Annotated in this window: 23 protein-coding genes and 1 rRNA gene; 22 read left to right on the forward strand and 2 right to left on the reverse strand. The window is 25.1% G+C overall.

What is annotated here, in order from left to right:
• Positions 1-16: 16 nt before the first annotated feature.
• The 9 genes from ABXT53_RS00750 (at position 17) to ABXT53_RS00790 (ending at position 11,307) form a co-directional block, all read left to right on the forward strand.
• On the forward strand, positions 17-976 hold the full coding sequence (locus ABXT53_RS00750; RefSeq protein WP_415290771.1) for a thiamine pyrophosphate-dependent dehydrogenase E1 component subunit alpha: 960 nt from the start codon (positions 17-19) through the stop codon (positions 974-976).
• Positions 969-2,024 (forward strand): alpha-ketoacid dehydrogenase subunit beta, encoded by a 1,056-nt coding sequence (locus tag ABXT53_RS00755; protein ID WP_415290772.1) that lies wholly within the window; start codon positions 969-971, stop codon positions 2,022-2,024. Before ABXT53_RS00750 ends, ABXT53_RS00755 begins: the two co-directional genes overlap by 8 nt.
• 183 nt (positions 2,025-2,207) lie before the next feature.
• Positions 2,208-4,040 (forward strand): hypothetical protein, encoded by a 1,833-nt coding sequence (locus ABXT53_RS00760; RefSeq protein WP_415290773.1) that lies wholly within the window; start codon positions 2,208-2,210, stop codon positions 4,038-4,040.
• A 60-nt stretch (positions 4,041-4,100) separates the two neighbouring features.
• Complete coding sequence (locus tag ABXT53_RS00765; RefSeq protein WP_415290774.1) at positions 4,101-5,078, forward strand: glycosyltransferase family 2 protein; 978 nt, start codon at positions 4,101-4,103, stop codon at positions 5,076-5,078.
• 8 nt (positions 5,079-5,086) lie between these two features.
• Entirely contained in the window at positions 5,087-6,082 is a 996-nt protein-coding gene (locus ABXT53_RS00770; RefSeq protein ID WP_415290775.1) for a polysaccharide biosynthesis protein, read from the forward strand.
• Positions 6,083-6,189: 107 nt separating this feature from the next.
• Positions 6,190-7,290, forward strand: a complete 1,101-nt coding sequence (locus ABXT53_RS00775) for an NAD-dependent epimerase/dehydratase family protein (protein WP_415290776.1) — start codon at positions 6,190-6,192, stop codon at positions 7,288-7,290.
• 5 nt (positions 7,291-7,295) lie between these two features.
• On the forward strand, positions 7,296-8,417 hold the full coding sequence (gene wecB, locus ABXT53_RS00780) for a non-hydrolyzing UDP-N-acetylglucosamine 2-epimerase (RefSeq protein ID WP_415290777.1): 1,122 nt from the start codon (positions 7,296-7,298) through the stop codon (positions 8,415-8,417).
• Positions 8,402-10,300 carry a glycosyltransferase gene (locus tag ABXT53_RS00785; protein ID WP_415290778.1) on the forward strand — a complete coding sequence of 633 codons (1,899 nt, stop codon included), beginning with the start codon at positions 8,402-8,404 and terminating at the stop codon, positions 10,298-10,300. Before wecB ends, ABXT53_RS00785 begins: the two co-directional genes overlap by 16 nt.
• Positions 10,300-11,307, forward strand: a complete 1,008-nt coding sequence (locus tag ABXT53_RS00790; protein WP_415290779.1) for a hypothetical protein — start codon at positions 10,300-10,302, stop codon at positions 11,305-11,307. The genes ABXT53_RS00785 and ABXT53_RS00790 overlap by 1 nt, the downstream gene beginning before the upstream one ends.
• 37 nt (positions 11,308-11,344) lie before the next feature.
• Here ABXT53_RS00790 and ABXT53_RS00795 read toward each other — a convergent pair whose 3' ends face one another.
• Complete coding sequence (locus ABXT53_RS00795) at positions 11,345-13,093, reverse strand: hypothetical protein (RefSeq protein ID WP_415290780.1); 1,749 nt, start codon at positions 13,091-13,093, stop codon at positions 11,345-11,347.
• A gap of 38 nt (positions 13,094-13,131) precedes the next feature.
• Between ABXT53_RS00795 and ABXT53_RS00800 the strand changes: the two genes are divergently transcribed.
• The 4 genes from ABXT53_RS00800 to ABXT53_RS00815 are packed head-to-tail and all read left to right on the forward strand — an operon-like array spanning position 13,132 to position 17,740.
• Complete coding sequence (locus ABXT53_RS00800) at positions 13,132-14,610, forward strand: O-antigen ligase family protein (RefSeq protein ID WP_415290781.1); 1,479 nt, start codon at positions 13,132-13,134, stop codon at positions 14,608-14,610.
• Complete coding sequence (locus ABXT53_RS00805) at positions 14,610-15,587, forward strand: MraY family glycosyltransferase (RefSeq protein WP_415290782.1); 978 nt, start codon at positions 14,610-14,612, stop codon at positions 15,585-15,587. The genes ABXT53_RS00800 and ABXT53_RS00805 overlap by 1 nt, the downstream gene beginning before the upstream one ends.
• Before the next feature lie 33 nt (positions 15,588-15,620).
• Positions 15,621-16,547, forward strand: a complete 927-nt coding sequence (locus ABXT53_RS00810) for a glycosyltransferase family 2 protein (protein WP_415290783.1) — start codon at positions 15,621-15,623, stop codon at positions 16,545-16,547.
• Positions 16,544-17,740 (forward strand): glycosyltransferase, encoded by a 1,197-nt coding sequence (locus ABXT53_RS00815; RefSeq protein ID WP_415290784.1) that lies wholly within the window; start codon positions 16,544-16,546, stop codon positions 17,738-17,740. Before ABXT53_RS00810 ends, ABXT53_RS00815 begins: the two co-directional genes overlap by 4 nt.
• A 6-nt stretch (positions 17,741-17,746) precedes the next feature.
• On the opposite strand, the gene ABXT53_RS00820 is transcribed toward ABXT53_RS00815, so the two are convergent.
• Positions 17,747-18,535, reverse strand: coding sequence for a class I SAM-dependent methyltransferase (locus ABXT53_RS00820; RefSeq protein WP_415290785.1), 789 nt, complete (start codon positions 18,533-18,535; stop codon positions 17,747-17,749).
• A gap of 93 nt (positions 18,536-18,628) precedes the next feature.
• On the opposite strand from ABXT53_RS00820, the gene ABXT53_RS00825 reads away from it, so the two are divergent.
• The 9 genes from ABXT53_RS00825 (at position 18,629) to ABXT53_RS00865 (ending at position 24,442) form a co-directional block, all read left to right on the forward strand.
• Positions 18,629-19,633: an NAD-dependent epimerase/dehydratase family protein gene (locus ABXT53_RS00825; RefSeq protein ID WP_415290786.1), complete on the forward strand. Its 1,005-nt coding sequence runs from the start codon at positions 18,629-18,631 to the stop codon at positions 19,631-19,633.
• 40 nt (positions 19,634-19,673) lie between these two features.
• Positions 19,674-19,788, forward strand: a 5S ribosomal RNA gene (rrf, locus tag ABXT53_RS00830).
• Positions 19,789-19,801: 13 nt separating this feature from the next.
• On the forward strand, positions 19,802-20,680 hold the full coding sequence (locus ABXT53_RS00835; RefSeq protein WP_415290787.1) for an NAD-dependent epimerase/dehydratase family protein: 879 nt from the start codon (positions 19,802-19,804) through the stop codon (positions 20,678-20,680).
• Between the two features lie 6 nt (positions 20,681-20,686).
• Positions 20,687-20,812 (forward strand): type B 50S ribosomal protein L36, encoded by a 126-nt coding sequence (gene ykgO / locus ABXT53_RS00840; protein ID WP_006997331.1) that lies wholly within the window; start codon positions 20,687-20,689, stop codon positions 20,810-20,812.
• A gap of 5 nt (positions 20,813-20,817) precedes the next feature.
• Positions 20,818-20,928: an aa3-type cytochrome c oxidase subunit IV gene (locus ABXT53_RS00845; RefSeq protein WP_415290788.1), complete on the forward strand. Its 111-nt coding sequence runs from the start codon at positions 20,818-20,820 to the stop codon at positions 20,926-20,928.
• Positions 20,929-20,938: 10 nt separating this feature from the next.
• A complete protein-coding gene (locus ABXT53_RS00850) occupies positions 20,939-22,027 on the forward strand; it encodes an NAD(P) transhydrogenase subunit alpha (protein ID WP_415290789.1) in 1,089 nt (362 codons plus the stop codon).
• Between the two features lie 4 nt (positions 22,028-22,031).
• Positions 22,032-22,340 carry a proton-translocating transhydrogenase family protein gene (locus tag ABXT53_RS00855; RefSeq protein WP_415290790.1) on the forward strand — a complete coding sequence of 103 codons (309 nt, stop codon included), beginning with the start codon at positions 22,032-22,034 and terminating at the stop codon, positions 22,338-22,340.
• A 2-nt stretch (positions 22,341-22,342) separates the two neighbouring features.
• Complete coding sequence (locus ABXT53_RS00860; RefSeq protein WP_415290791.1) at positions 22,343-23,737, forward strand: NAD(P)(+) transhydrogenase (Re/Si-specific) subunit beta; 1,395 nt, start codon at positions 22,343-22,345, stop codon at positions 23,735-23,737.
• A gap of 6 nt (positions 23,738-23,743) precedes the next feature.
• Positions 23,744-24,442 (forward strand): transaldolase family protein, encoded by a 699-nt coding sequence (locus tag ABXT53_RS00865; protein ID WP_415290792.1) that lies wholly within the window; start codon positions 23,744-23,746, stop codon positions 24,440-24,442.
• The last annotated feature ends 45 nt before the right edge of the window (positions 24,443-24,487 follow it).

The following is a 24,487-nucleotide window of genomic DNA, read 5'->3' on the forward strand; positions in this document are numbered from 1 at the left end:
CATATTAGATAACCAAATGAATATGTACAGTCAACTTTATTATGAATTATTAAGAATAAGATTAGTTGAACTAGAAATCTCTAAACAATATAAAAAACAAAAAATGCGTTGTCCAATTCATCTATCTATTGGACAAGAAGCCATAGCTGTTGGTATTTGTAATAACTTATTAAAAAAAGATAAAGTAGTTACAGCACACAGATCTCATGCACATTATCTTGCAAAAGGAGGAGATTTAAATGCAATGTTGTCTGAATTACATGGAAAAAAAACAGGGTGTTCAAAAGGTAAGGGTGGATCAATGCATCTAATAGACTTGAATGTAGGTGTAGAAGCTGCTGTACCAATTGTTGGAAGTACAATTCCAATTGGTGTGGGTATATCATGGGGTTTAAAATTGAATAATAAAAAAAATATTTGTGTTATTTTCTTTGGTGATGGAGCCACAGAAGAGGGTGTTTTTCTTGAAAGCTTAGATTTTGCTGTTTTACATAATTTACCTGTTTTATTTGTATGTGAAGATAATAATTATTCAGTTTATTCTCAAAAAAAAAAAAGACAATCTTCAAAGAGAAATATACTTAAGATTGCAGAAGGAGCTGGAATGAAAAGTAAAAAGATAGATGGAAATAATGTATTTGAAATACACCAAGAAACAAAAAAAATAATCAATCAATTAAAAAAAAAATCAGGGCCATACTTTTTGAGTCTTGAAACTTATAGGCATTTAGAACATTGTGGGCCAGACAATGACGACCACTTAAATTATAGAGAAAAAAATTATATAAAGTATTGGATGAATAAATGTCCCATTAGCATTGCTGAAAAATTTCTTTTAAAGAACAATCTTATTACCAAAAATACTATTAAAGAATTTAAGAAAAAGATAATTTCTGAAATTAATAGTGGTTTTGATTTTGCTAATAAGTCAAAATTTCCAAAAAAAAATGAATTAGAGAAAGATATCTATGCCTAATAAAAGAATGCTAACATTTTCTCAAGCAATTAATGAAGCCTTAGAACAATCTATGAGTAAAGATAAAAATGTTATTATTTTAGGTTTAGGTGTGGATGATCCTAAAGAAATATTTGGAACGACTAAAAATTTATACAAAAAATTTGGACCAAAAAGAGTCTTTGACATGCCGACTAGTGAAAATTCATTTACTGGTTTTGCTTTGGGATTAGCTATTGAGGGAAAAAAACCTGTAATTGTTCATCAAAGAGTTGAATTTGCACTATTATCAATGGATCAAATAATAAATCAGGCTGCAAAATGGTTTTACATGAGTGGTGGTAAAAAACCCATGCCAATAGTTATTAGATTGATTATAGGAAGAGGGTGGGGTCAAGGACCACAACACAGCCAATCTCTAGAAAGTATTTTTGCACACATACCTGGTTTAAAAGTTGTTTGTCCAAGTACTCCACTTAATGCTAAGGGACTTCTCATTTCATCAATAAAAGATAAAAATCCAGTAATTTTTTTTGAACATCGATGGCTACATAATACAACTGGATATGTTCCTAAAAAGAATATTACACAAAAATTGGGACAATCTAAATATGTCACCCGGGGTAATGACATAACAATTATTGCTTTTTCTTATACGGTTATTGAATCATTAAAATTGAATAAAATACTCAAACAAAATAAAATATCTGCAGAAATAATTGATTTACTAACATTAAGACCATTAGAAGTTACAAAAATAATTAAATCTTCAAAAAAGACCAAAAAAATACTAATTATTGATAATGGTTGGACAAAGTATGGTGTGAGTGCAGAAATTTCATCAATCATTAGTGATCAGCAAATTAAGGGAGCTGAAATTGTAAGAATAGGAAATTATGATGGACCAATCCCATCAACTATTTCTCTCGCAAAGTTTGCTTACCCATCATTAAAGCTAATTATAGCGAGAGTTTCAAAATTATTAAAAAAAAATATTAAATTTGATGACAAAAACTTATCAAAAGTACCTACAGATATACCAGATAAAGATTTTTTAGGACCATTTTAATTAATTAAATTTAAGTTAAATAATTTTTAAAATTACTTATTTAGCTAACAGATTAAAGGTATATTATAAATTAGGCTAAAAATAATTAAAATGATTTTTGAATTCTTAATCTGCATAACATTATTATTTATAGTTTATTCTCTATTTTCTTCGATTGGATACATTTTGTGTATGCAAGCTAATATGTCAAATTATAAAAATTTGATATTTTATTTTTTTGGAAAATGTTTTTTTATTATTATTCTAACATTTTTTTATAGCCAGTTTGATTTGAGTATTGAATACTCAGTTTTATTTTTAATATTTTTTGGAGTAAGTTCAATCATCTTTATGATGTTTAAAAAAGTCTCTTTATTAAAAGAACTAGTAGTTTTATTTTTTAAGTTTTATTTTCCAATATTTATAATTTTATTTTCTATAGCGTATGTTTATGGACCATCATTTTACGTATTTAGAGGGAATCATTGGGATTGGTTCGCACAAATCTCTATGGGTACTACTTTTAATCAATTTAATTGGGGAAGCTATACTGAACTCATTAATAATGAAATTTTAACTGTTGGTGAAGTCAGCCCAGAAGCAATAGGAAAGCCTTATTCAAAGTCATTTTATTTTTTTTCAATTGATGGTCCAAATAACCGTATTGCCCCATCTTTATTTTTTTCATCAATTTTTATAGTTAAAAATATTAGCCCTTTTCTATTAGCATACACAATTAAAGTATTATTTTTTACCTCAATATTTCCAGCATATTATATTTTAATTAATAGTTTTGATAATAAGTTAGGAAGAATTAATAATTACATAATTGCGTTAGCATTTGCATTAGGCACATGGTCATTTTACATTTTTGAGATAGATGCACTAGCCCAATTACTAACATTTTCAATATCAATCATCTTTTATACACTTTTACTTGAGTTATATAAGCAACAAACGGACTCAAAAGTTACAGTTTACCAATTAAGCTTTTTGGCTTCTGCAGTTTTTTTATCATACCCAGAGCAAGCTATGATTATTTTTTTTTCCACTTCTATTTTTATTATTTTGTATCTGAGATTACTTTTTAAAAAATTATATTTTTATTTAGCTATACTTTTTTTTATAATATTAATTTTACCAAAGCTGATATCTTACTTAGAACTAGTCTCAACTATGTCGAGTGCTACAAATGACTGGTGGGGATATTTCGGGTCATTTGTTTTGGGAAGAAATAATCTTATATTAGACCCTAATGCTATAAATTCTATAAATGAAATAATAAACAATTCTAACAGCAATATATTTTATAAAATAAAAGAAATTTTTATAATGCATATTGACCAGGGCTATTCATTAATATTACTCACAATTTTACCATCTTTGCTAGGTTTTTACTACTTAGCAGATGCTTCTTTTAACCTTTTAAATTTTTTGTTTTTAATTGTACTTAATATGTTTTTAATAAAAATAATTTTTACCAATACTAAGAGTATTATCTTTACTGAAAATAAAAATCTTAAATTTATTAGGTTTTTTTTATTATTTCAGTTATGTGCATGCATTGCTTTCTTATTAAAAAATCAATTATATATTGCAATCAAAATTTTTTTTTATTTAGCACCATTTATCTCAATTTTTACACTTTTAATTTTTAAAAAGAAAAATAGAATTAATTATATTTTAATTGTACTTACATTACTTTTCCCCATCTATAAGTTTAGTGAGTATAATTTTGGAATTGGAAAACATGATTCTTTTCCATCTATATTAAAAGTTGATTTAAAAAAAAATATAGATTGGAAATTTAATACCTCAAATATAAAAAAATGTAAGTTTATCGAAATAGATATTAATAAACAAATACCAAATATGTACATTTCAATAATATTGTCACACAAAAATATAGATTATTTTAATAACTCCAAATTTACAAATCAAGAATATAAACTAGAGCAAAATAAGGAAATTGATTGTAAGATCTTTCTAAAAAATAAAAAATTTAAAGTATCAAGATTAATTAGCACAAAAAATTAATGATATCTTATTCAAAAAAAATTATAGGTAAATAATAAACTAATCAATTATATATTGAAAATGAATTTCTGTCCAAAAATATCAGTTATTATACCAACATATAATCGTTCTAAATATTTAATAAAAATAATTACTAAAATAGCAAACTCTAGAATACGTAATGAAATAATTATTTGTGATAGCAACAGTAAGGACCAAACTAAAGAAAAAATAAAAAAAATTCAATCTGATCATAAAAATCAAATAATTAGATATATTAATATTAAAAAAAATATCAGTGCCATTAAAAGAAATGTTGGTGCTAAACTGGCACAATCTAAATATATTGTTTTCTTAGATGATGACTGTATACCAGAAGATAAGTTTTTAGAGAATTTTTATCAAATTTTAGAAAGATATAAAAATAAAGAATATTTATTTTGTGGCACAGTTTATTATCCTTATAGTAAAATCAACAATAATTTAATTAATTATAGACAGTCAAGACATTTTAAAGTTGATAAAAAAAATAAAATTGGAAATTTTTTTTTACAACCAAAAAATATTGTTACAATGGTTATGGCTGTTAAAAAAAAAACTTTATTTGATAATAATTTATTTTTTAATGAAAAATTTAATAAATATGGTTTTGAAGACTATGAATTTGGTTTTAGAGCTTATAAAAAAAAAATTAGAATTTTACCTTGTAGTCCAGTTGTTTTTCATCACGATTTAAGAGGTCTAAAAGAATATTTAAATAAGATAAAATTTTCTGCATATGAAGGAAGTAAATATTTAGTTAGAATTAACAAGGCAGCATCGTTAGAAAATAATTATGTTAATCTTGAAAATAAATTAATAATAAAGCTTCTAGCTAAATCAATGTTTATATCAAAATTAATGATTTTTATGGAAAATCTATTTATTTGTTTAGAAAAAAATATTAGATTTCCAAATATTGTATATAGAATATTCAGTGTAAACTCTTATTTAATTGGTCATTTTTTATCTAAAAGTATCAAAAAAAAAGATAAAAATTTCCAAGAATGGTATAGATAATATAATTTATGTTTAAAAATAAAACACTTTTAATAACAGGTGGAACAGGTTCATTTGGATCCGCTTTTTTAAATCATATAATAAAAAATAAAATTCCTTTTAAGGAAATACGCATACTAAGTAGAGATGAAAAAAAACAAGACGATTTAAGAAAAAAAATAAATAATAAAAAAGTTAAATTTTATCTTGGTGATGTAAGAGATAAAGATAGTTTGAAGCACCCAGTAAGTAATGTGGACTACATATTCAATGCTGCAGCTCTAAAACAGGTTCCATCATGTGAATTTTATCCTTATGAAGCACTAAAAACAAACGTAGTTGGAACAAGCAATGTTATAGAGACAGCTTTTGAAAAAAATGTCAAAAAAGTTATATGTCTAAGTACGGATAAAGCAGTTTATCCAATAAATGCAATGGGAATAACAAAGTCATTAATGGAAAAAATCGCAATATCAAAATCGTTGACAAAACAAAATAAAACAATCGTTTGTGTAACTCGTTATGGAAATGTTTTAGCATCAAGAGGATCCGTAATTCCATCAATGATAAAACAAATAAATGACAACAACCCCATTACTGTAACTGATCCTAAAATGACAAGGTTTATAATGCCAATGGATAGTGCATTAGAGTTGGTATTATTTGCAATTAAATATGGAAGAAATGGAGATACATTCATACCAAAAACACCTGCAATTAAAATAGGCATTTTAGCAAATACCATAATAAAATTTATGGGTAAAAAAAAATATCCCATTAAAATTATTGGCAAAAGACACGGAGAAAAATCCAATGAGTCTTTAATGACAGATGAAGAAATGATATCAGCTAAATCTTTTAAAGGATATTATAAAATAGTAAGTGATATCAGAGATCTTAATTATGATTTATATTTCAATAAAGGTGAGTTGAAAAAAATTAAGCAAAGCTATAGCTCAGATACAGCAAAGCAATTAAGTGAAAATGATTTATTGATCATTCTTAAAAAAATGAAAGTTTCATAAGTAAATTATAAAAGATAATAACGATACAATGAATAAAAAAAATTAATTATATTTAAAATTAATTATTTATTAAAATAATTAATAAGTAGATAAAGAATAGATACAAAATGAATATACTAATTACAGGTGCAGATGGCTTCATAGGAAAAAATCTATCTCAGGAACTGTCTAATTATAGCAACTTCAAAATATTTAAAATTAAAAAAAAGAACTCATTAACTGACTTAAAAAAAAAAATTGAAATTTCTGATGTCATTTATCATTTAGCTGGTGCAAATAAAGAGATAAATATTAAAAATTTTAAAAAAAATAATTTTTTATTCACTAAGCAGCTTGTGGATTTACTTAAAAATACGAAAAAAGAGGTTAAGATTATTTATACCTCATCAATTTTAGCCACAACTAAAACAGAATATGGTAGAACAAAAAAAAGTTCAGAAATCATCTTAAGAGAATTAAAAAAAAATAAAAAAATAAGTTTATCAATTTTAAGATTGCCAAATATTTTTGGTAAATGGGGAAAACCTTTTTATAATTCTGCCATAGCAACATTTTGTTACCAAGCCTCAAGAGGACTGAAATTGGAATTATACAACAATAAGATAATGTCTTTAATGTATATAGATGACTTAGTTAAATATCTTATTAAAAATATGAAAAAAAAAATAAAATATGAAATGATTTATCAATTTAATAAAACCTATAAAATTAAATTATATAAGATTGCTGATTTAATAGAAAGCTTTAGAACTCTAAAAATTGAAGAGATCCCAGCTAATATTTTTAATGAATTTGTAAAAAAATTATATTCAACCTATCTATCTTATGTACCTCAAAAAAGAATCAATGCAAGTTTAGTAAAAAAAAATGATAGTAGAGGTGACTTTGTGGAAATATTAAAAAATAAAAACTTTGGTCAAATATCTTTTATTACAATAAATCCCTCAAAAGAAAGAGGTGGTCACTATCATAATACAAAAATAGAAAGATTTTTTATAATACAAGGAAAAGTAAATTTTTTATTTAAGAATCTTAATACTAAAAAAAATTATTCTTTAAAAGTCAGTCAAAGTAAATATGAAACAATTAACACAGTGCCAGGTGTAGTTCATAAGATTAAAAATATAGGTAAGAAAAAAGCAATTCTTGTTATTTGGACAAATGAAATTTATAATAGCGATAAACCAGACACATATAATTATAAATAAAAACAATGAAATATAAAATTTTAACTATTTTAGGAACAAGACCTGAAATCATAAGATTGTCTTGCATCATTAGATCTCTAGACAAAAATTTTAATCACAAAATTGTTAATACTAATCAAAATTTTAGCAATACGCTCAATAAAAATTTTTTTAAAGATTTGAAGATTACCAAACCTGTTTATTCAATGAAAAATGAAAAAAAAAATTCCCCAATTGCTTTTATTGCAAAATCGTTAGTTTTTGTTGATGAAATTCTTGAAAAAGAAAAACCAGATGCGGTAATAATTTTGGGAGACACAAACAGTTCTTTAACCTCAATTTGTGCTAAAAGAAAAAAAATTCCTATATTTCACCTCGAAGCTGGAAATAGATGTTTTGATCAAAGAGTACCAGAAGAAATTAACAGAAAAATTGTTGATCATTTATCTGATATAAATTTAACTTACAGTTCATATGCAGAAAGTAATTTAATTAATGAGGGCCTTAAAAGAGACTTTGTTATTAAGGTGGGCAGTCCTCTTTATGAAGTATATAATTATTATAACAGTGACATCAATAAGAGTGAAATTATAAATCAATTAAAAATTGAAAAAAATAATTATATTTTAGCTTCTATTCATCGTGAAGAAAATGTAGATGATAAGAATAATTTAGAAAATATTTTTAATTCAATTAATGAAATTTCAAAAAAAAATAAACTAAAGGTAATTTTTTCTACTCATCCAAGAACAAAAGAAAAATTAAAAAAAATATCTAATAATTATAAATTTATTAAATTTTGTGAACCATTTGGTTTTTTTGATTATGCAAAATTATTAAAACACAGCACTTTAGTTATTTCTGACAGTGGAAGTATTACTGAAGAAACGTCATTATTAAATATAAGATCTGTAAACTTGAGAAGCACAAATGAAAGACAAGAAGGTATGGAAAAAGGTATTTGTATTATGTCTGGTCTAAAAAAAAGAGAAATTGTTAATTCAATTGAAGTCGCAATGAATAAGAAAATTGATCATTGTGACTTTGGTCATTTAGATTATAGGGAGCGATACGTTTCAGACAAAATAACCAACATAATTCAAAGTTACATTCCTTACGTAAATAAAAACGTATGGCTCAAAAATTAAAAGTACTAATTGTTAGCCAGTATTTTTGGCCTGAACAGTTTCGAATTAATGAAATGGTCGAATATTTGACAGATCAGGACATTGAAGTTGATGTTTTAACAGGCAAACCGAATTACCCAGATGGAAAAATTTATGATAATTTTTCATTAAATCCAAAAAAATTTTCAAAATATAAAAAATCAAACATCTACAGATTACCTATTTATCCTAGAAAAAATGGAAGCAAATTCAATCTATTTTTAAATTATTTATCTTTTGTTTTAGCAGGCATTTTGATTTCACCATCTTTACTTAAAAAAAAAAAATATGATGCTATATTTACGTTTGCTTCAAGTCCAATTACAGTAGCCATTGTATCAATTTATCTATCAAAAATAAAAAATTGTAAGTCAGTAATTTGGGTTCTTGATTTATGGCCTGAAATTCTATTAGAAATGAAAATAATAAAAAATAGAGTAATTTACTATTTATTAGATAAGATAGTGAAATATATATATCGTAAAACTGATATAATTTTGGCTCAATCACATTCATTTAAAAAGAGTATAAATAATAAGATTAAAGAAAATAAATCAATATACTTTCCTGCATGGCCAGAGAGACTTAAATTCAAAAAAAAAATTTTTTTTAAAGAAAAAAAAGATCTTAATAAATTAAACATCTTATTTTCTGGAAATATTGGAATGGCTCAAAATTTCAATAATTTAATTAAAGTAATTGAATGTTTAAAAGATAATAAAAAGATTATGTGGCACATTGTTGGATCTGGCAAAGAGAAAGATAATATAATTGAGATTTGTAAAAATAAAAACATAGAAAATATCAAATTTTATGGACATCAAAGTATAGATAAAATTCATCATTTTCATGCATTGGCAGATATTTTACTAATTACGCTTCATAGCGGCAAAGCATTATCGTCTACAATTCCTGGTAAATTGCAGACTTATCTAAATTCAAATAAATATATATTAGGAATGATAAATGGAGAATCTGCCAAAATAATAAAAGAAACTCAAGCAGGATTTGTAACTAATGCTGACAATGTGAATGCAATGACAAAACATATTAATTATATGTCATTAAATAAAATAAAAATTTTAAAAAAAAGATCTAAAATAGATACTAGAAAATATGTTAAAATTTTTTTTAATAAAGACATATTATTGATTAAATTAAAAAAAATTTTATTAAAATTTACTCCGAAATTAAATATTATAAAGTTAATACCATCTGCCAATATGATTCCTTTTGAAAGAAATTTTTGCCTTTCAGGTTTGAACCTTGCTTTTTTAGGATTCTACAACTTAAATAGTGTGAATTTATATGAAAGTTTGTATCATTGGGCTGATGGAGTTTATTCAAGAAAAATTATAAAATCCAAAATTAATAAATTACCTGGCAGAAAGCTTTTAGATAAAATGAGAATACCTAATAGTATAGACACTATCTATATTTATGGTTCACTAACAAATAATTCTAAAGATTTCATAATTAAAAAATATAAAAAAAAAATAATTCATGTAAATCTACCATTTGCAAGTGCCAACATACTCTATTCAAAATATTGTAGAAAAAATTTTAAAAAAAGTGATTTAATAATTCTTACTTTACCAACACCAAAACAAGAACAATTTGCAGAGAGCATTTCAAGAAATAGTCGCTTTTTTAAAGTACTATGTATTGGTGGAGCTATTAATATGGCTTCAGGTGATGAAATCCCAACACCAGATTACTTAGAAAAAATTGGTCTGGAGTTCATCTGGAGACTTAAAACAGATACCTTTAGACGGTTACATAGATTAATAAAATCTTATTCATCTTATTTGTCAGGGAAGTATAACGGAAAATTTAATAATATTTCGATAAAAGTCATTAAATAATGGGAAATAAAGCTTTTATTTGGACAAGTGACTATTCTAATAATTCTGGTGAGGGCATCTTATCAAGAATTTTTATTAAACAATTACTAAAACACAATCTAAAGTTCTCAAAAAGTAAAAGAGAATTAACAATAATTAAGGGTTCTAAGAAAAAAAATACACTATTTCATAAATATTTGAATCCTTTTTATGGAGTTTATCATTTATTATTGAATAGAAATAAACATATTGCATATGTAAATTATTTACCTTTATGGAATTTCCTAATTTTTATTTTACTACCAAGAAAAACTATTTTAGGACCTATCACAGGTGGTATATATAGTGGAAAAGTTACCAATTTAAATTTTTTTATAAGAAAATATGTTTTTCCATTATTTTATAAATTTAGTTTATTCATAATTTATTTAAAATTTAATAGAGTAATCTTCTCTACTGATATCTTGAAAGTGTACATCAAAAAGAAATATTTAAATAATACATTATTTAATTTTATATTATTAAATATAAGTCAAAAAAAAAAAATAAAAAAACGTAAAATAACGTATGATTTAATTGTTTATAATAGAGATCACGAAACAAAAAAAGATTCATCATTTAGCAAATTATTAATGGAGCTAAATTTCAAAAAAAAAATCTGTGTGGTTGGTGACAAACCTAGTGTTGTAAATAATAATTTTGACTTTAAAGGTTATGTTTCAAGAAAAAAATTGTTTACACTATTAAAAAAAAGCAAATTTGCATTAAATAATATTGAAAATTATTACAGTTTATTTGCAACAGATGCATTAAACAATCAGTGTGTAGTCATTTGTGATAAAAATAATCTACAAAAAAAAATGATTAATAACAGTAAAAATTTTCTTGATATTAATATTAAAAAAATAACTAATAATTACTATAACAAATATATTAAAAATATTATTTTTTCGAATAATGATTATTTCTTTTTAAACAAAGTAGCAACTAACAATAAAAAAATAGTTAAATTTATTAGTAAATATTAATTTAATTAAGTTAATTTAAAATTAATATTGTTTATACTTAATAAACAATTTTTCTAAGTTTAACTAAATCTTCTTTGAGATAATAATATGAAATTATAAACAGAATAAAATCTACTCCAAAGACTGTAAAGCCATTTTCAAACAATGATCTTAAAACTACAAATGTTAGCACTGATATGTTGAATGCCATAAAAAAACTCATTGGTTTTAATCTTTTTCTAAATAAAGTTCTAAATAATAGAATTGTTACGTTCAGATAAACTATCAAAATAAAAATTAATCCAACTAAACCAGCACTTAATATGGAATATATTATCGCGTTTGAGGAATTATTTCCCCACGCTGGGTTCATTCCATCTTCTAAAGCTCTTTCTGACAGTAGGTACCTATCTGCTTGTGGACCAAATCCTAAATATAGTTTTTTTTTAATAACTAAATCAATGCTTCTCTTCCAAAGTGCAATTCGCCCTGATGAATAAGTTGTAATACCACTATCAGTTGATATTAGATCTCTTCTTTTATCGGATGGAAACTTTGATATTTTTTTTGACTTTTTATTATTAAGCACAAGGTCATTAGATTTACCCTCAAGCACAAGGTCATTAGATTTACCCTCAAGCACAAGGTCATTAGATTTACCCTTAAGCACAAGGTCATTAGATTTACCCTCAAGCACAAGGTCATTAGATTTACCCTTAAGCACAAGGTCATTAGATTTACCCTTAAGCACAAGGTCATTAGATTTACCCTCAAGCACAAGGTCATTAGATTTACCCTCAAGCACAGGGCCATCATAATTTTCTTCCTCAATAAAGTTTTTAGGAAGATTATCTATATAACTTTTAAAAGGTATTTCATAAGTAAGAATTGGAAGGATTAATAATACTAAATATAATATTTTCTTTTTAATATTTAACTTAAATAAAAATAAAAATAAAAATGAAAAAAAAAATAAACCTAACAAGGCACCCCTACTTTGCATTCCATAGATAAAAAACAAATATATTGAAGCAAATAATGCAACTAAAAAAAAGGTTATAAAATTAATATCTTTTTTGAAGTAAATATAGCAAATACAAAAAAAATAAATAATTAAAGAAACTCTAGCTACCCCAGTTACTCTTGGAGCTACTTGACCTAGTAAATAAGTGTCTGGAGCTAGAAGTAATGAAGCATATAAATAATATTTTTTAGCATATGCAAAATATTCAGGAATTAGTTTAATTATAACAATACCAGAATAAGAAACAAAAAAAATAATTAAGAATATAATAAAAAATTGTATTATTTTTGTTTTATCTTTTATTAAATTCATAATTATTAATGTGGTAAGGATATTCATTAGTAGATAAATACTATCAAAAAATAATGGAGAATTATTTAATGCTATAGCAGGATCTCTGTAGTAATAAAAAAATGTTATTAACTGAATTAAAATAAATACAGTAAATATATTTAAAAATAAATCATTTTTATATTTTTTTTTATAAAATAAATAAAGAGCTATAGGAAAAATTATTATACATGATAAAAATCTTATTTTATTTATATATAGAATAATCCATATATTTAAATTTTCAATTCTTGTATAATTATCTATATCTTCATAGCCGTAATGAGCAATATTTTGATCGGTTAAATGATAAATACCAACTGTAGTTAAATGATAATAGCCAGAATTAATTGAAAAGAATAAAAAAAATAAAGCAATTAAATAAAAAAAATTTTCTTTTCCTACATCATTAATTAATTTTTTAATTAGGATTTTTTGATTGTTGATAAACATTGTGATATTAATATATAAAACGTAATCTTATAATATAAATGACATTTAATGATATTAAAAAAAAAGACTTTTTAACTTTATCATTTTTTTTATTTCCTTTTTTTTTAATTTTTAGTAGGTTTTTAGCAGATTTTTATACATCTGTATTATCTATAATTTTTATTACTTTAATAATTATAAAGAAATATAAAATAAAAAATAATATTTTCACCTATTATCTTTACTTTTTTTATATTTATTTGTTATTTAATTCTGCTTTTTCATTTGATCCTGTAATATCTTTTTATAAAAGTTTTTTTTATTTTAGATTCATTTTTTTTTCTTTTTTAATTTCATATTTAATTAATAGAGATAAAACACTCATAACAATAATTGTTTACTCATTTTTTATTACTCATAGCCTGTTATTTATTAGTGTATTTTATCAAATATTTATTTTCCCTAGTGAATTCCATGTGGTAAGGGCATCAGGTTTTTTTGGCGATGAATTAGTGTTGGGTGGATATGTTAGTAAAACGTTACCAGTTATTCTTAGCCTAATCTACCTAGATAAAAGAAACTTTAGCAAAAAGATGGAATATTATTTGTTATTCATTTCATTCATTATGGTTATTTTAAGTGCAGAGAGAACGGCTCTAGCATCTATTGTAATAGTTTTATTTCTATATGGGTTATTAACTTTTTCTAAAATGAAAAACATCATCATCATTATAATCATTTTACTTTCAGGCTTTATTTATAATAGTTATTACCCCCAAACATTTAAAAGATTATTTTTACATACTATCATTCAGCTAAAATCTAATTCAAATTATATAGCACCAAGTTTTAGACATCAATTGCACTGGGAGACAGCTATAAATTTATTTTTAGATCGAAAATATTTAGGACAAGGATTATATTCCTTTAGAAATTTATGTGCTGATAAACGTTTTAATCCAATAAAAACAATAATAAAGAATAATCAGACGTTCGCAGTAACTGATGGAATTTTTAATTATGGAGAAGTTAGAATTAAAAAGAAAGAAGGTATGTCAAATATTGCGGTACAAATAAAATTTAATATTCATCAAAATTATACTTTTCATTATTATTTGATTAAAAATCAGAATGTAACACTTGTTAACCATGGTGTGGGAGGGCATATATTCAATTTGCAAAAATTAGGGATACCTGTAAAAAAAGGTCAATATTTATTTTCGCAATATGCCTATTTCAATGGATGTAATACCCATCCACATAATATACATTTACAATTTTTATCTGAACTAGGAATATTTGGCTATATTTTTTTATTATTTTTTTTCTTATATCTATTTTCATCAATAGCTAAAAATTTATTTAAAAATTTTCATTTAAAAGAAAATATAAACTTAAGTTTATTTTATTCATCTTTAGGTTTATTAATATTTTTGTTTCCATTACTTCCATCGGGAAGCTTTTTTAATAACTGGATATCAATAATTTTTTATTTTAATTTAAGCACTTTTCTATACAATAAAATGTATCTAAAATAATGACATATATTTATCTATATTTAATTTTGTTTAATTTCATTATTTTTAAAAATTTTACGTTTATATCAAAAAAAATTAACTTTTTTGATAAACCAGATTTTAATAGAAAATTACATCATGAGCAAATAGCCAATATTGGTGGGATTATAATTTTTACAAATATTTTAATATTTATAATTTATTGTACGATAAGAGAGCTGGACAATTATAGTTTTTTAATTGATATATTCCCATATTTATCAATATTTTTTATTATTGGACTCATTGACGATAAGATTAACTTAAACGCAAATTTAAAATTATTTTTGTTTTTTATTTTAATAATTTTATTAATTTTAGGTAACGATGATTACTTAATAAAAAATTTACAATTCACTTTTCTTATTGAAGAAATTAACTTTAACTCCTTGTCTTATACTTTCACAATAATCTGTTTTTTGTCATTTATAAATTCTGTAAATATGTTTGATGGAATTAATCTACAATCTAGCTTTTATATATCTTTTTTATCTTTTATATTTATTTCCAAAAATTACTTAAGTGAATTTTTTATTGTTATATTAATATCTTTATTTTTTTTTAGTTTACTAAATTATAAAAATAAATGTTTTTTAGGTAATAATGGAACATATTTTTTATCATTTTTAATTTCTTGTATTTTTATTTCTTCCTATAATGGGAGTAGACTTCTGCATCCAGAAGAGATTTTTTTAATTATGTTGCTGCCAGGCCTAGAGTTAATAAGGTTGACAATAAGTAGACTATTAAAAAGAAAACATCCTTTTTCTGCTGACAAAAATCATATTCATCATTTGCTATTAACAAAATACAAATTTAATAAAACAATATTAATCTCCTGCTTAATGGCATCATCTCCATATCTAACTTCGATTTTTTTTCAAAATTATTTAGTATACGTTTCAATTTTGTATATTATTTTATATTTTTTTATTACAGGTTATTTACTTAAAAAATAAACATCAGTATAAATTGTAGAATAAAAGATATAAATGTTTACAAACAAAACCACATTAATTATTCCAACTAGAAACAGGCCTTTTTTTTTAAAAAAAATATTAAGCCAACTGAAGAATTTCAATATTAATTTTAAAGAAGTACTAATTATAGATAGCTCTGATATTAAATTTAAAAAAGAAATACAAAAAATCAGCAAATCATTCAAAGGTAAACTCTTTAATACAAAACCTTCTGCTGCATTGCAAAGAAATGTGGGATTAACACATAAGGATAAAAACTCACGATATGTAATGTTTTTGGATGATGATATTATTTTTAAAAAAGACTCATTTATAAATTTAAGTAAAAAAATTTATTTTCATGAAAAAAAAAAATCTAAAGTTTTAGGATATGGATTCAATCAAAGAAAAAAAATTAAAAAGAAAATGCTAGAGGTAATTAAAAAATCTAAAATTTCTCAAATTTTAGGTTTATATTCTGAAAAACCTGGCATAGTGATGAATAGTGGGTGGCAAACTAAAATATTAAATCTCAAACAAGATATCTTAACAGATTGGATCCCAACTGGGGCTGTTGTTTTTTCATCTAAAATTTTAAATGTTAAATTTAATGAAAATTTTGGTGCATATAGCTATTTAGAAGATTTAGATTTTTCTTTAAATTTAAGAAAAAAAAATTACATGAATAAATTTTTGATAGTTGCTAATGCTGTTTTTTTTCATCCAAACGATATAGATAGAATGGATTATAATTTTGGTAAGATTGAGATGTTAAATAGATTTTTAATTGTAAAAAAATACAAATTAAGTAAGTTACATTTTTTTTATATGGCATTTATTAAATCTTTAATGACAATATTAATGTCGATTAAAAATAAGAAAAATTTAAAAAAATTTTTTGGGAATATAGTTGGTCTTTTTATATGTTTGAAAAAAAATATGTTATTTCAATCTAAATGAAAAATTTATTAATAATAGAAACAGAATATTTAGGTCACTATCTTACAGGTTATATTAAATATATTCTTAGAGGATTACACGAGAAGAAGGTTAAGATACATCTTTTGGTTACAGACAAAACATTGAAAAATGGTGGTGGAGCTTTACGTATATTAAAAAATGAAAAAACAAAATTTTATATTGATACAATTAAATATGTTGATGTAGCCAATAAAAATTTTTTCTCACTATTTTTTTATCAATTTAGGTTATATTTTGCTATAAAAAAAAAATTTTATGAACTCAACAAAAATAATAATTTTGATCATATTTTTTTAACATCAGCTCAACGTATAGATAAAGCCATCTCTATTTTTGGTAGTCCTTTTAAAAATACTATTTTTTCTTGTATTTTTTTAGGACTTAAATTTCATCTAAAAATGTTTGCAATAAAATCCACATCTACCAATCATTTTTTATCAAAACTATTATTCTATAAATTTTTGCAAACTAAAAATTTATTTAAAATTATTACCAATGATTATTTGCTTGAAAAATTTGTTATTAAAAAAGATTGGAAGAATAAAAGTAAAATTCTATCCCTTCACGATCCAAAGGAGTTTAATTATCAATATAATAAAAATTATTCTAGAAAAGTTATTAATGTAGATAATGATCGATTTGTTATATTGGTGTATGGTGCAATCATCAATTCTAAAGGTATTAACGAATTAATTCAATTATTTAAAGTCAGAGACTCCAATGTTCACTGTATTATTGTAGGTAAACAGATTGGAGAAACTAAAAATTTCCTTAAAAATGATAAATATGTTCAATCTCTTAAACAGCAAAAAAAAATATCTTTGTATGATGGTTGGCATAGTGAAAAAAAAGAAGCAATTTTTTTTAGTGCTTCTGACGCTATATGGATAGGATATAAAAACTATTCATTTCCCAGTGGAGTTCTATATCAGGCTATTTCGATAAAGAAACCATGCATTGTTTCTAATGATGGCTTTATACACGAGCTTAATAAAAGATATAAATTTGGGGTATCTATAAATATAAATAATCCAAAGGCTATAATGAAGTCTATTGATGTGATAAAAAAAAATAAAAAAAATTTATTAATAAATATTCAAAAGTTCCAGAAAGTTTGTAAACCTAATATTTGGGTAGATAGGTTTAGAGTAACTTTTAAAAATTTTTTTTAAATAAAATTATATTTTTTTTAATTCTAGCATAAGATGCTCACCAATATTATTCTTCAATACTTCAAAATTTTTTTTTGGCATTACGTTAAAGTGATCGATTTTCTCATATTGATTTTTTTTATAAGGCTTAATTTTATATGGAAAAATAAAATCCTGGTATTGATTTATTATCTTAAATTTTCCTTTAAAAAGTTTATTTAAATCTTCATTATCAACTGTATATACAATGGGGCAATTTTTTTGAGCTTCAAATCTGTAATCTGTATGTTTTAATAGGAAGTTCTTATATGAATTTTTTGCGTATAGCATAATTTTAATTTCAGTATTTTTACTTGCAATTTTATGTATATTCTCAAAAACTTTTTTCATGTTTGGTGTGTGATGGATAACACCAAATGAATAAATCAAATCAAATTTTTTCTTTAATTTTTTAACTTTAGTTAGTTTTTCACAATTATCATTGATTAAAGTTGGGTTTTTTTTATCAAAATTATACGCCTTAATTCTTGATTTACATATTTCAATAGACCTATCAGACAAATCAACACCAAAATAATTTGCATCATGTTTTATAAATTCAATAGCATCAGTTCCAATTCCACATCCTATTTCAAGTACATTTTTATTTTTATATTTTTTAAAGTTTGCAAATTTTAAAATATGCTTTTCAACAAAATATTTTTTTTTTCTAACTTCATCAAAGTATGCTTTTGTTAGAAATTCTTTTTTTGAATGCCCCACATTGCAAGGTCTTTTATTCCAATATTTCTTTACTTTATTTAAAATTTTTTCCATATTTATTTATATGTTATATATAGCTTTTGTATTATTTTTGTATAAATAAAGCTTTTATTTTTTTTAAAAATATGTTTATGTCAAATAATTCATATGTCAAAATATACTTATTTAGTCTGCGGTGCTGGAGGTTTCATTGGAGGCCATTTAGTTAAATCACTCATGGATGAGGGTCATACAGTTATATCTGCTGATATTAAACCGTTTCATTTATGGTTTCAGCTTTTTGAGGACAATAAAAACTATTCTCTAGATTTAAAAGAATATGAAAACTGCCTTAAAGTTTCTAAGGGAGTTGATTTTATTTATAATATGGCATGCAATATGGGTGGCATGGGCTTTATAGAAAATAATAAAGCAGAATGTATGCTTTCAGTTTTAATTAATACAAATTTACTAAGAGCCTCTTTAGTTAATAGTGTAGAAAAATATTTTTTCTCCTCTAGTGCCTGCGTCTATAATGGCTCTAAGCAAAAAGATACATTCATTAGTGGGTTAAAAGAATCTGATGCCTACCCAGCTGAACCAGAGGATGGATATGGATGGGAAAAGTTATTTAGTGAAAGAATGTGCAGACATTTTACAGAAGATTTTAAATTACAAACAAGGGTAGCTAGATACCATAATGTTTATGGCCCCCTAGGAACCTATGATGGAGGAAGAGAAAAAGCCCCTGCTGCTTTATGTAGAAAGATTATACAAGCTAAATTAAGTTCAAAACATAAAATCCAGGTTTGGGGAGATGGAGAGCAAACTAGAAGTTTTATGTTTGTAGATGACTGTCTAAAAGGAACAAAGACTCTTTTTTCAAAAGAATATATAGAGCCATTTAATATTGGAAGTGAAGAGCAGGTTTCAATAAATCAAATGATTGAAATTATTCAAGAGATAGCAAACATTAAAGTAGAAAAAGAATATCAGTTAGACAAACCACTTGGTGTAAGAGGTAGATCTAGCAACAATGATCTTGTAAGAGAAAAATTAAACTGGGATATTGAGATTAAACTTAAGGATGGTTTGGAAAAAACGTACAAATGGATATACAATGAAATTACCAGTGGTAAAAATAACGATAAATTTAGCAAATCTTCATATTAATATATTGCAATAATAAAATTATTAACGTATATAACGCCTGCCTGGTGATTATTGCGAAGGGGCAATACCCGATCCCATTCCGAACTCGGAAGTCAAGCCCTTCAGCGCCAATGGTACTTTGTCTTAAGACACGGAAGAGTAGGACATTGCCAGGCTATAAAAGCTCTAATGAAAAATTATATTGTAGTTACTGGAGGAGCTGGATTTGTTGGGTCAAATTTAATTGAACATTTATTACTAAAAACCAAAAAAAAAATTTTAAGTATCGATAATTATTCTAGTGGTTCTAAAAAAAACCATATCCAAAGCTCTAGAGTCAAATATATCAAATCAGATACCAAAAATATAAATCAAGCTTTGTCTAAATATAAAAAACAAATAATTTCTTTGTTTCATTTTGGTGAATTTTCAAGAATTTTTCAAAGTTTCAATAAGTACAACAAATGCTTTGATTCAAACTCCATAGGAACTAATGCTACATTTAATTTTTGCTTAGATAATAAGATTAAATTAATTTATTCAGCCACCTCAGCAACTCTAGGCAACAAAGGTAAGGATCAAAACCTTTCTCCCTATGCTTTTACAAAAGCAAAAAATTTAGAATTATTACAAAATTTAAAAAATTGGTTTAATTTTAAGTATGAAATAGTTTATTTCTATAATGTTTATGGTCAACGGCAAATAAAATCTGGAGAAATGGGAACGGTAATTGGTATATTTGAAGATCAGCATAAAAAAAAAACCCCATTAACCATTGTAAGACCTGGCACACAAACTAGAAGATTTACTCATATAAAAGATACCATAGGCATTTGTTATGAGGCCTGGGTGAAAAATAAATGTGCTCATTACAGTATATCTAGTCAAAAATCATACTCTATTAAAGAAGTAGCCAAAATGTTTGGTGGCAAAATAAAACTTATAAAAGCAAGGCCTGGAGAGAGATATGTATCATCTTTAACCAATATGTCCTTAAATAATAAGGTTATTAATAAATATGGAAAAATACATTTGAAAGATTACATAACTTCGTTTATTAAAGGTTAAATTATTATGAAAATTAAAAGTTCTTTAAAGTCATTAAAAAAAAGAGATCTCAATTCTAAGCTAGTTAGAAGAAGAGGAAGAGTTTATATAATTAATAAAACAAATCCAAAATTTAAAGCAAGACAGAAATAATTTTTATGGATAATAAAAACCATAAAGATACTTGGAACTACTTTACAAAATTTGTATTGTGGGGAAGTGTCGCTGTAATAGGTGTTTTAGTTTTAATGGCAATATTTTTGCTATAGAGTTTCCTCTATGAAAATCGCTTCAGTTTTAGAAAATCAAAAAATAGAAAAAAGAATTTCAATTACTCCTGAGATTGCAAAAAAGTATATAGCTCTTGGTTTTGAAATTTCTATAATAGAAAAATACGGTGAACATTTAGGATTTAAAGATAGTGATTATAAAGAATTAGGTGTTGAAATTTTTACCAATAAGGCTGAAGTTTTAAATAGTGCTGATATTATTGTCCAGCTAGGTTTATTGTCTGATGAAAATCTTTCAAATTTAAAAGAAAATCAAATACTGGTTGGAGTATTTAATCCTTATGTTAACAAGAATAAAATAGAAAATTTAGCTAACAAAAGTATTAATGTTTTTTCTTTAGAAATGTTACCTAGAATAACAAGAGCGCAATCAATGGATATACTTTCATCCCAAGCAAATCTTGCAGGTTATAAGGCTGTAATAGAATCATTCGCAAATTTTGAAAAAGCAATTCCAATGATGATGACAGCAGCAGGCACAATCCCAGCAGCAAAAGTATTAGTAGTGGGTGCAGGTGTGGCCGGTCTTCAAGCAATTGCAACTGCAAAAAGAATGGGTGCCATTGTATTTGCAACAGATGTAAGAATGGCTTCAAAAGAACAAGTTGAAAGTTTAGGTGGAAAATTTTTAACAGTAGAAGGATCTGAAAATCTTGAAACAGATGGTGGATATGCAAAAGAAGCTTCAGAAGAATTTAAAAAAAAACAAGAGGATCTTCTGGCAGAAACTTTAAAAAAAATTGATATTGTAATATGTACTGCTTTAATCCCAGGAAAAAAAGCTCCATTAGTTATTAAAGGCTCTATGATTAATAATATGCAATCTGGCTCTATTATTTATGATTTAGCTGCTATTCAAGGAGGAAACTCAGAGTTTACCGAAGTAGATAAAATTGTAATTAAAAATGGTATAAAAATTATGGGAGAAACAAATATTCTTAACAAACTTCCTGTTTCAGCCTCAAATCTTTATTCAAAAAATGTATTTAATTTTGTTTCAAATTTATATGATAAAGAGAATAAAAAAATTAATATTAATTTAGAAGATGAGATAATTAAAAAAACGTTAATTAAATAGATTTATGGAAATAGACCCTTTTATATTTAGATTAAGTATATTCATTTTATCAATTTTTATTGGCTATTATGTTGTATGGAGTGTAACTCCATCTTTGCACACACCGTTAATGTCAGTTACTAACGCAATCTCATCAGTAATTATTGTTGGTGCTATAATTGCAGGCTTAGCTGGAAGTTCAAACAATGTTTTTACAATCTCCAACATTCTTGGTTTTTTAGCGATATCTCTTGCTGCCATTAATATCTTTGGAGGGTTTTTGGTCACTCAAAGGATGCTTCAAATGTATAAAAAGAAGAAGAAAGATAAATAATTATGTCAGCAAATTTATCAGCAATATTTTATTTGGTTTCAGGAATTCTATTTATATTAGCATTAAGAGGTCTTTCATCTCCAGAAACCTCAAGACAAGGTAATTTTTTTGGAATTTTAGGAATGGTGATAGCTATCACTGTTACTTTTTTATCTGTTGGAAATCTTTCTAGTGGACTGATTTATGTATTAATTTTTTTACTAGTAGGTGGACTTATAGGGGCATTCATAGCTTACAAGATACCAATGACGGCTATGCCAGAATTAGTGGCAGGTTTTCATAGTTTGGTTGGATTATCAGCAGTTTTTGTTGCAATCTCAGCTTTCTTAAATCCAGAAGCATTTAATTTAGGATCGGTAGGCTCTATTAAACTTGCAAGCTTAATTGAAATGTCAATTGGAGCTGCAGTTGGTGCAATAACATTCTCTGGCTCAATAATTGCTTTTTTAAAACTTCAAGGAATAATGTCAGGGTCACCAATCACTTTTAAGGGGCAGCATTTTCTTAATGCTTTATTATTAATTTCAATTTTAATTTTAACTTACTTACTTTGCTCATCGCAATCATCTAACTTTTTTTGGATATTAATAGCAGTTTCATTCTTAATAGGATTTTTATTAATCATCCCAATTGGTGGAGCAGATATGCCTGTGGTGATTTCAATGTTAAATTCATACTCTGGTTGGGCTGCTGCAGGAATTGGTTTTACTTTAGAAAATACCGCATTAATTATAACAGGTGCCCTTGTAGGATCTTCTGGTGCAATTTTATCTTACATAATGTGCAAGGGTATGAATCGTTCATTCTTTAATGTAATTTTAGGAGGATTTGGTGCAACAGAACAGTCGGCATCAACAGGAAATAAAGAACAAAGACCAGTTAAAAGTGGTAATGCGGAAGACGCAGCTTTCTTAATGAAAAATGCCTCTTCAGTTATAATTGTTCCAGGATATGGTATGGCTGTTGCTCAAGCACAACACGCACTAAGAGAGATGGTAGATACATTGAAGAAAAATGATATTAAAGTTACCTATGCAATTCATCCTGTTGCAGGAAGAATGCCAGGGCATATGAACGTATTATTAGCTGAAGCTAATGTTCCCTATGATGAGGTTTTTGAACTTGAAGAAATTAATAATGATTTTGCTAATGCAGATGTTGCATTTGTAATTGGGGCAAATGATGTAACAAATCCAGTTGCAAAAACAGATCCACAAAGTCCAATCTATGGAATGCCAGTACTAGATGTTGAAAAGTGTAAATCAGTATTATTTGTAAAAAGAAGCTTGTCACCAGGGTATGCTGGAATAGATAATGAATTGTTCTATAAAGATAATACTCTAATGTTATTTGCAGATGCAAAAAAAATGACTGAGGATATAACTAAAAACCTTTAAAAATTAATGACAACAAAAATATTTTGTGACATTGCAGAATTAGATCAAATAAAAAAGTTTAATAAGAAAAAAATAGTTAAAGGCTTTACAACTAATCCTAGCTTAATGAGAAAAGCTGGAGCAAAAGATTACAAATCCTATTCAAAGAAAATATTAAAAATTTGCAACAATAAACCTGTTTCACTAGAGGTATTTGCTGATGAATACAAGGAAATGAAAAAACAAGCTCTTCAAATTAATACTTGGGGAAAGAATGTTTATGTAAAAGTACCAGTTGCTAATTCTAAAGGTATTTTTATGGGAAAAATTATTAAAGAGCTTAATAATTCAAATATTAAGCTTAATATCACAGCAATTTATAGCGCAAAGCAAACAGAGAAAATTCTAAAATTAATTAATAAGAAGACTAAAGTTATAATTTCAATATTTGCAGGTAGAGCAGGTGACACTGGTAAAGATCCAGTTCCAGAATTCAAAAAAAGCATAGCAATGGCAAAAAAATTTAAAAATGTAGAGATACTTTGGGCAAGTGTTAGAGAGCCTTATAACTTTTTACAAGCAAAACAATTGGGTTGTCACATTATAACTATCCCACCAACAACTATTGAAAAAATTGAAAATTTTGGGAAAACATTTGATCAACTTACCAAAGAAACCGTTAAAGCATTTTTGGTTGATAGTAAAAAATCTAGGTTTAAAATTTAATTAATTTATTAGTGAAATTGGTTGCGGGGGACGGATTTGAACCGC

The organism is Candidatus Pelagibacter sp. Uisw_136 (genome assembly GCF_047720275.1).
Lineage (GTDB): Bacteria > Pseudomonadota > Alphaproteobacteria > Pelagibacterales > Pelagibacteraceae > Pelagibacter.

Coding starts and splice junctions, on each gene's coding strand:
- ABXT53_RS00750 (WP_415290771.1), top strand. CDS start 17: ATGAATATGTACAGTCAACTTTATTATGAATTATTAAGAATAAGATTA.
- ABXT53_RS00755 (WP_415290772.1), top strand. CDS start 969: ATGCCTAATAAAAGAATGCTAACATTTTCTCAAGCAATTAATGAAGCC.
- ABXT53_RS00760 (WP_415290773.1), top strand. CDS start 2,208: ATGTCAAATTATAAAAATTTGATATTTTATTTTTTTGGAAAATGTTTT.
- ABXT53_RS00765 (WP_415290774.1), top strand. CDS start 4,101: ATGAATTTCTGTCCAAAAATATCAGTTATTATACCAACATATAATCGT.
- ABXT53_RS00770 (WP_415290775.1), top strand. CDS start 5,087: ATGTTTAAAAATAAAACACTTTTAATAACAGGTGGAACAGGTTCATTT.
- ABXT53_RS00775 (WP_415290776.1), top strand. CDS start 6,190: ATGAATATACTAATTACAGGTGCAGATGGCTTCATAGGAAAAAATCTA.
- wecB (WP_415290777.1), top strand. CDS start 7,296: ATGAAATATAAAATTTTAACTATTTTAGGAACAAGACCTGAAATCATA.
- ABXT53_RS00785 (WP_415290778.1), top strand. CDS start 8,402: ATGGCTCAAAAATTAAAAGTACTAATTGTTAGCCAGTATTTTTGGCCT.
- ABXT53_RS00790 (WP_415290779.1), top strand. CDS start 10,300: ATGGGAAATAAAGCTTTTATTTGGACAAGTGACTATTCTAATAATTCT.
- ABXT53_RS00795 (WP_415290780.1), bottom strand. CDS start 13,093: ATGTTTATCAACAATCAAAAAATCCTAATTAAAAAATTAATTAATGAT.
- ABXT53_RS00800 (WP_415290781.1), top strand. CDS start 13,132: ATGACATTTAATGATATTAAAAAAAAAGACTTTTTAACTTTATCATTT.
- ABXT53_RS00805 (WP_415290782.1), top strand. CDS start 14,610: ATGACATATATTTATCTATATTTAATTTTGTTTAATTTCATTATTTTT.
- ABXT53_RS00810 (WP_415290783.1), top strand. CDS start 15,621: ATGTTTACAAACAAAACCACATTAATTATTCCAACTAGAAACAGGCCT.
- ABXT53_RS00815 (WP_415290784.1), top strand. CDS start 16,544: ATGAAAAATTTATTAATAATAGAAACAGAATATTTAGGTCACTATCTT.
- ABXT53_RS00820 (WP_415290785.1), bottom strand. CDS start 18,535: ATGGAAAAAATTTTAAATAAAGTAAAGAAATATTGGAATAAAAGACCT.
- ABXT53_RS00825 (WP_415290786.1), top strand. CDS start 18,629: ATGTCAAAATATACTTATTTAGTCTGCGGTGCTGGAGGTTTCATTGGA.
- ABXT53_RS00835 (WP_415290787.1), top strand. CDS start 19,802: ATGAAAAATTATATTGTAGTTACTGGAGGAGCTGGATTTGTTGGGTCA.
- ykgO (WP_006997331.1), top strand. CDS start 20,687: ATGAAAATTAAAAGTTCTTTAAAGTCATTAAAAAAAAGAGATCTCAAT.
- ABXT53_RS00845 (WP_415290788.1), top strand. CDS start 20,818: ATGGATAATAAAAACCATAAAGATACTTGGAACTACTTTACAAAATTT.
- ABXT53_RS00850 (WP_415290789.1), top strand. CDS start 20,939: ATGAAAATCGCTTCAGTTTTAGAAAATCAAAAAATAGAAAAAAGAATT.
- ABXT53_RS00855 (WP_415290790.1), top strand. CDS start 22,032: ATGGAAATAGACCCTTTTATATTTAGATTAAGTATATTCATTTTATCA.
- ABXT53_RS00860 (WP_415290791.1), top strand. CDS start 22,343: ATGTCAGCAAATTTATCAGCAATATTTTATTTGGTTTCAGGAATTCTA.
- ABXT53_RS00865 (WP_415290792.1), top strand. CDS start 23,744: ATGACAACAAAAATATTTTGTGACATTGCAGAATTAGATCAAATAAAA.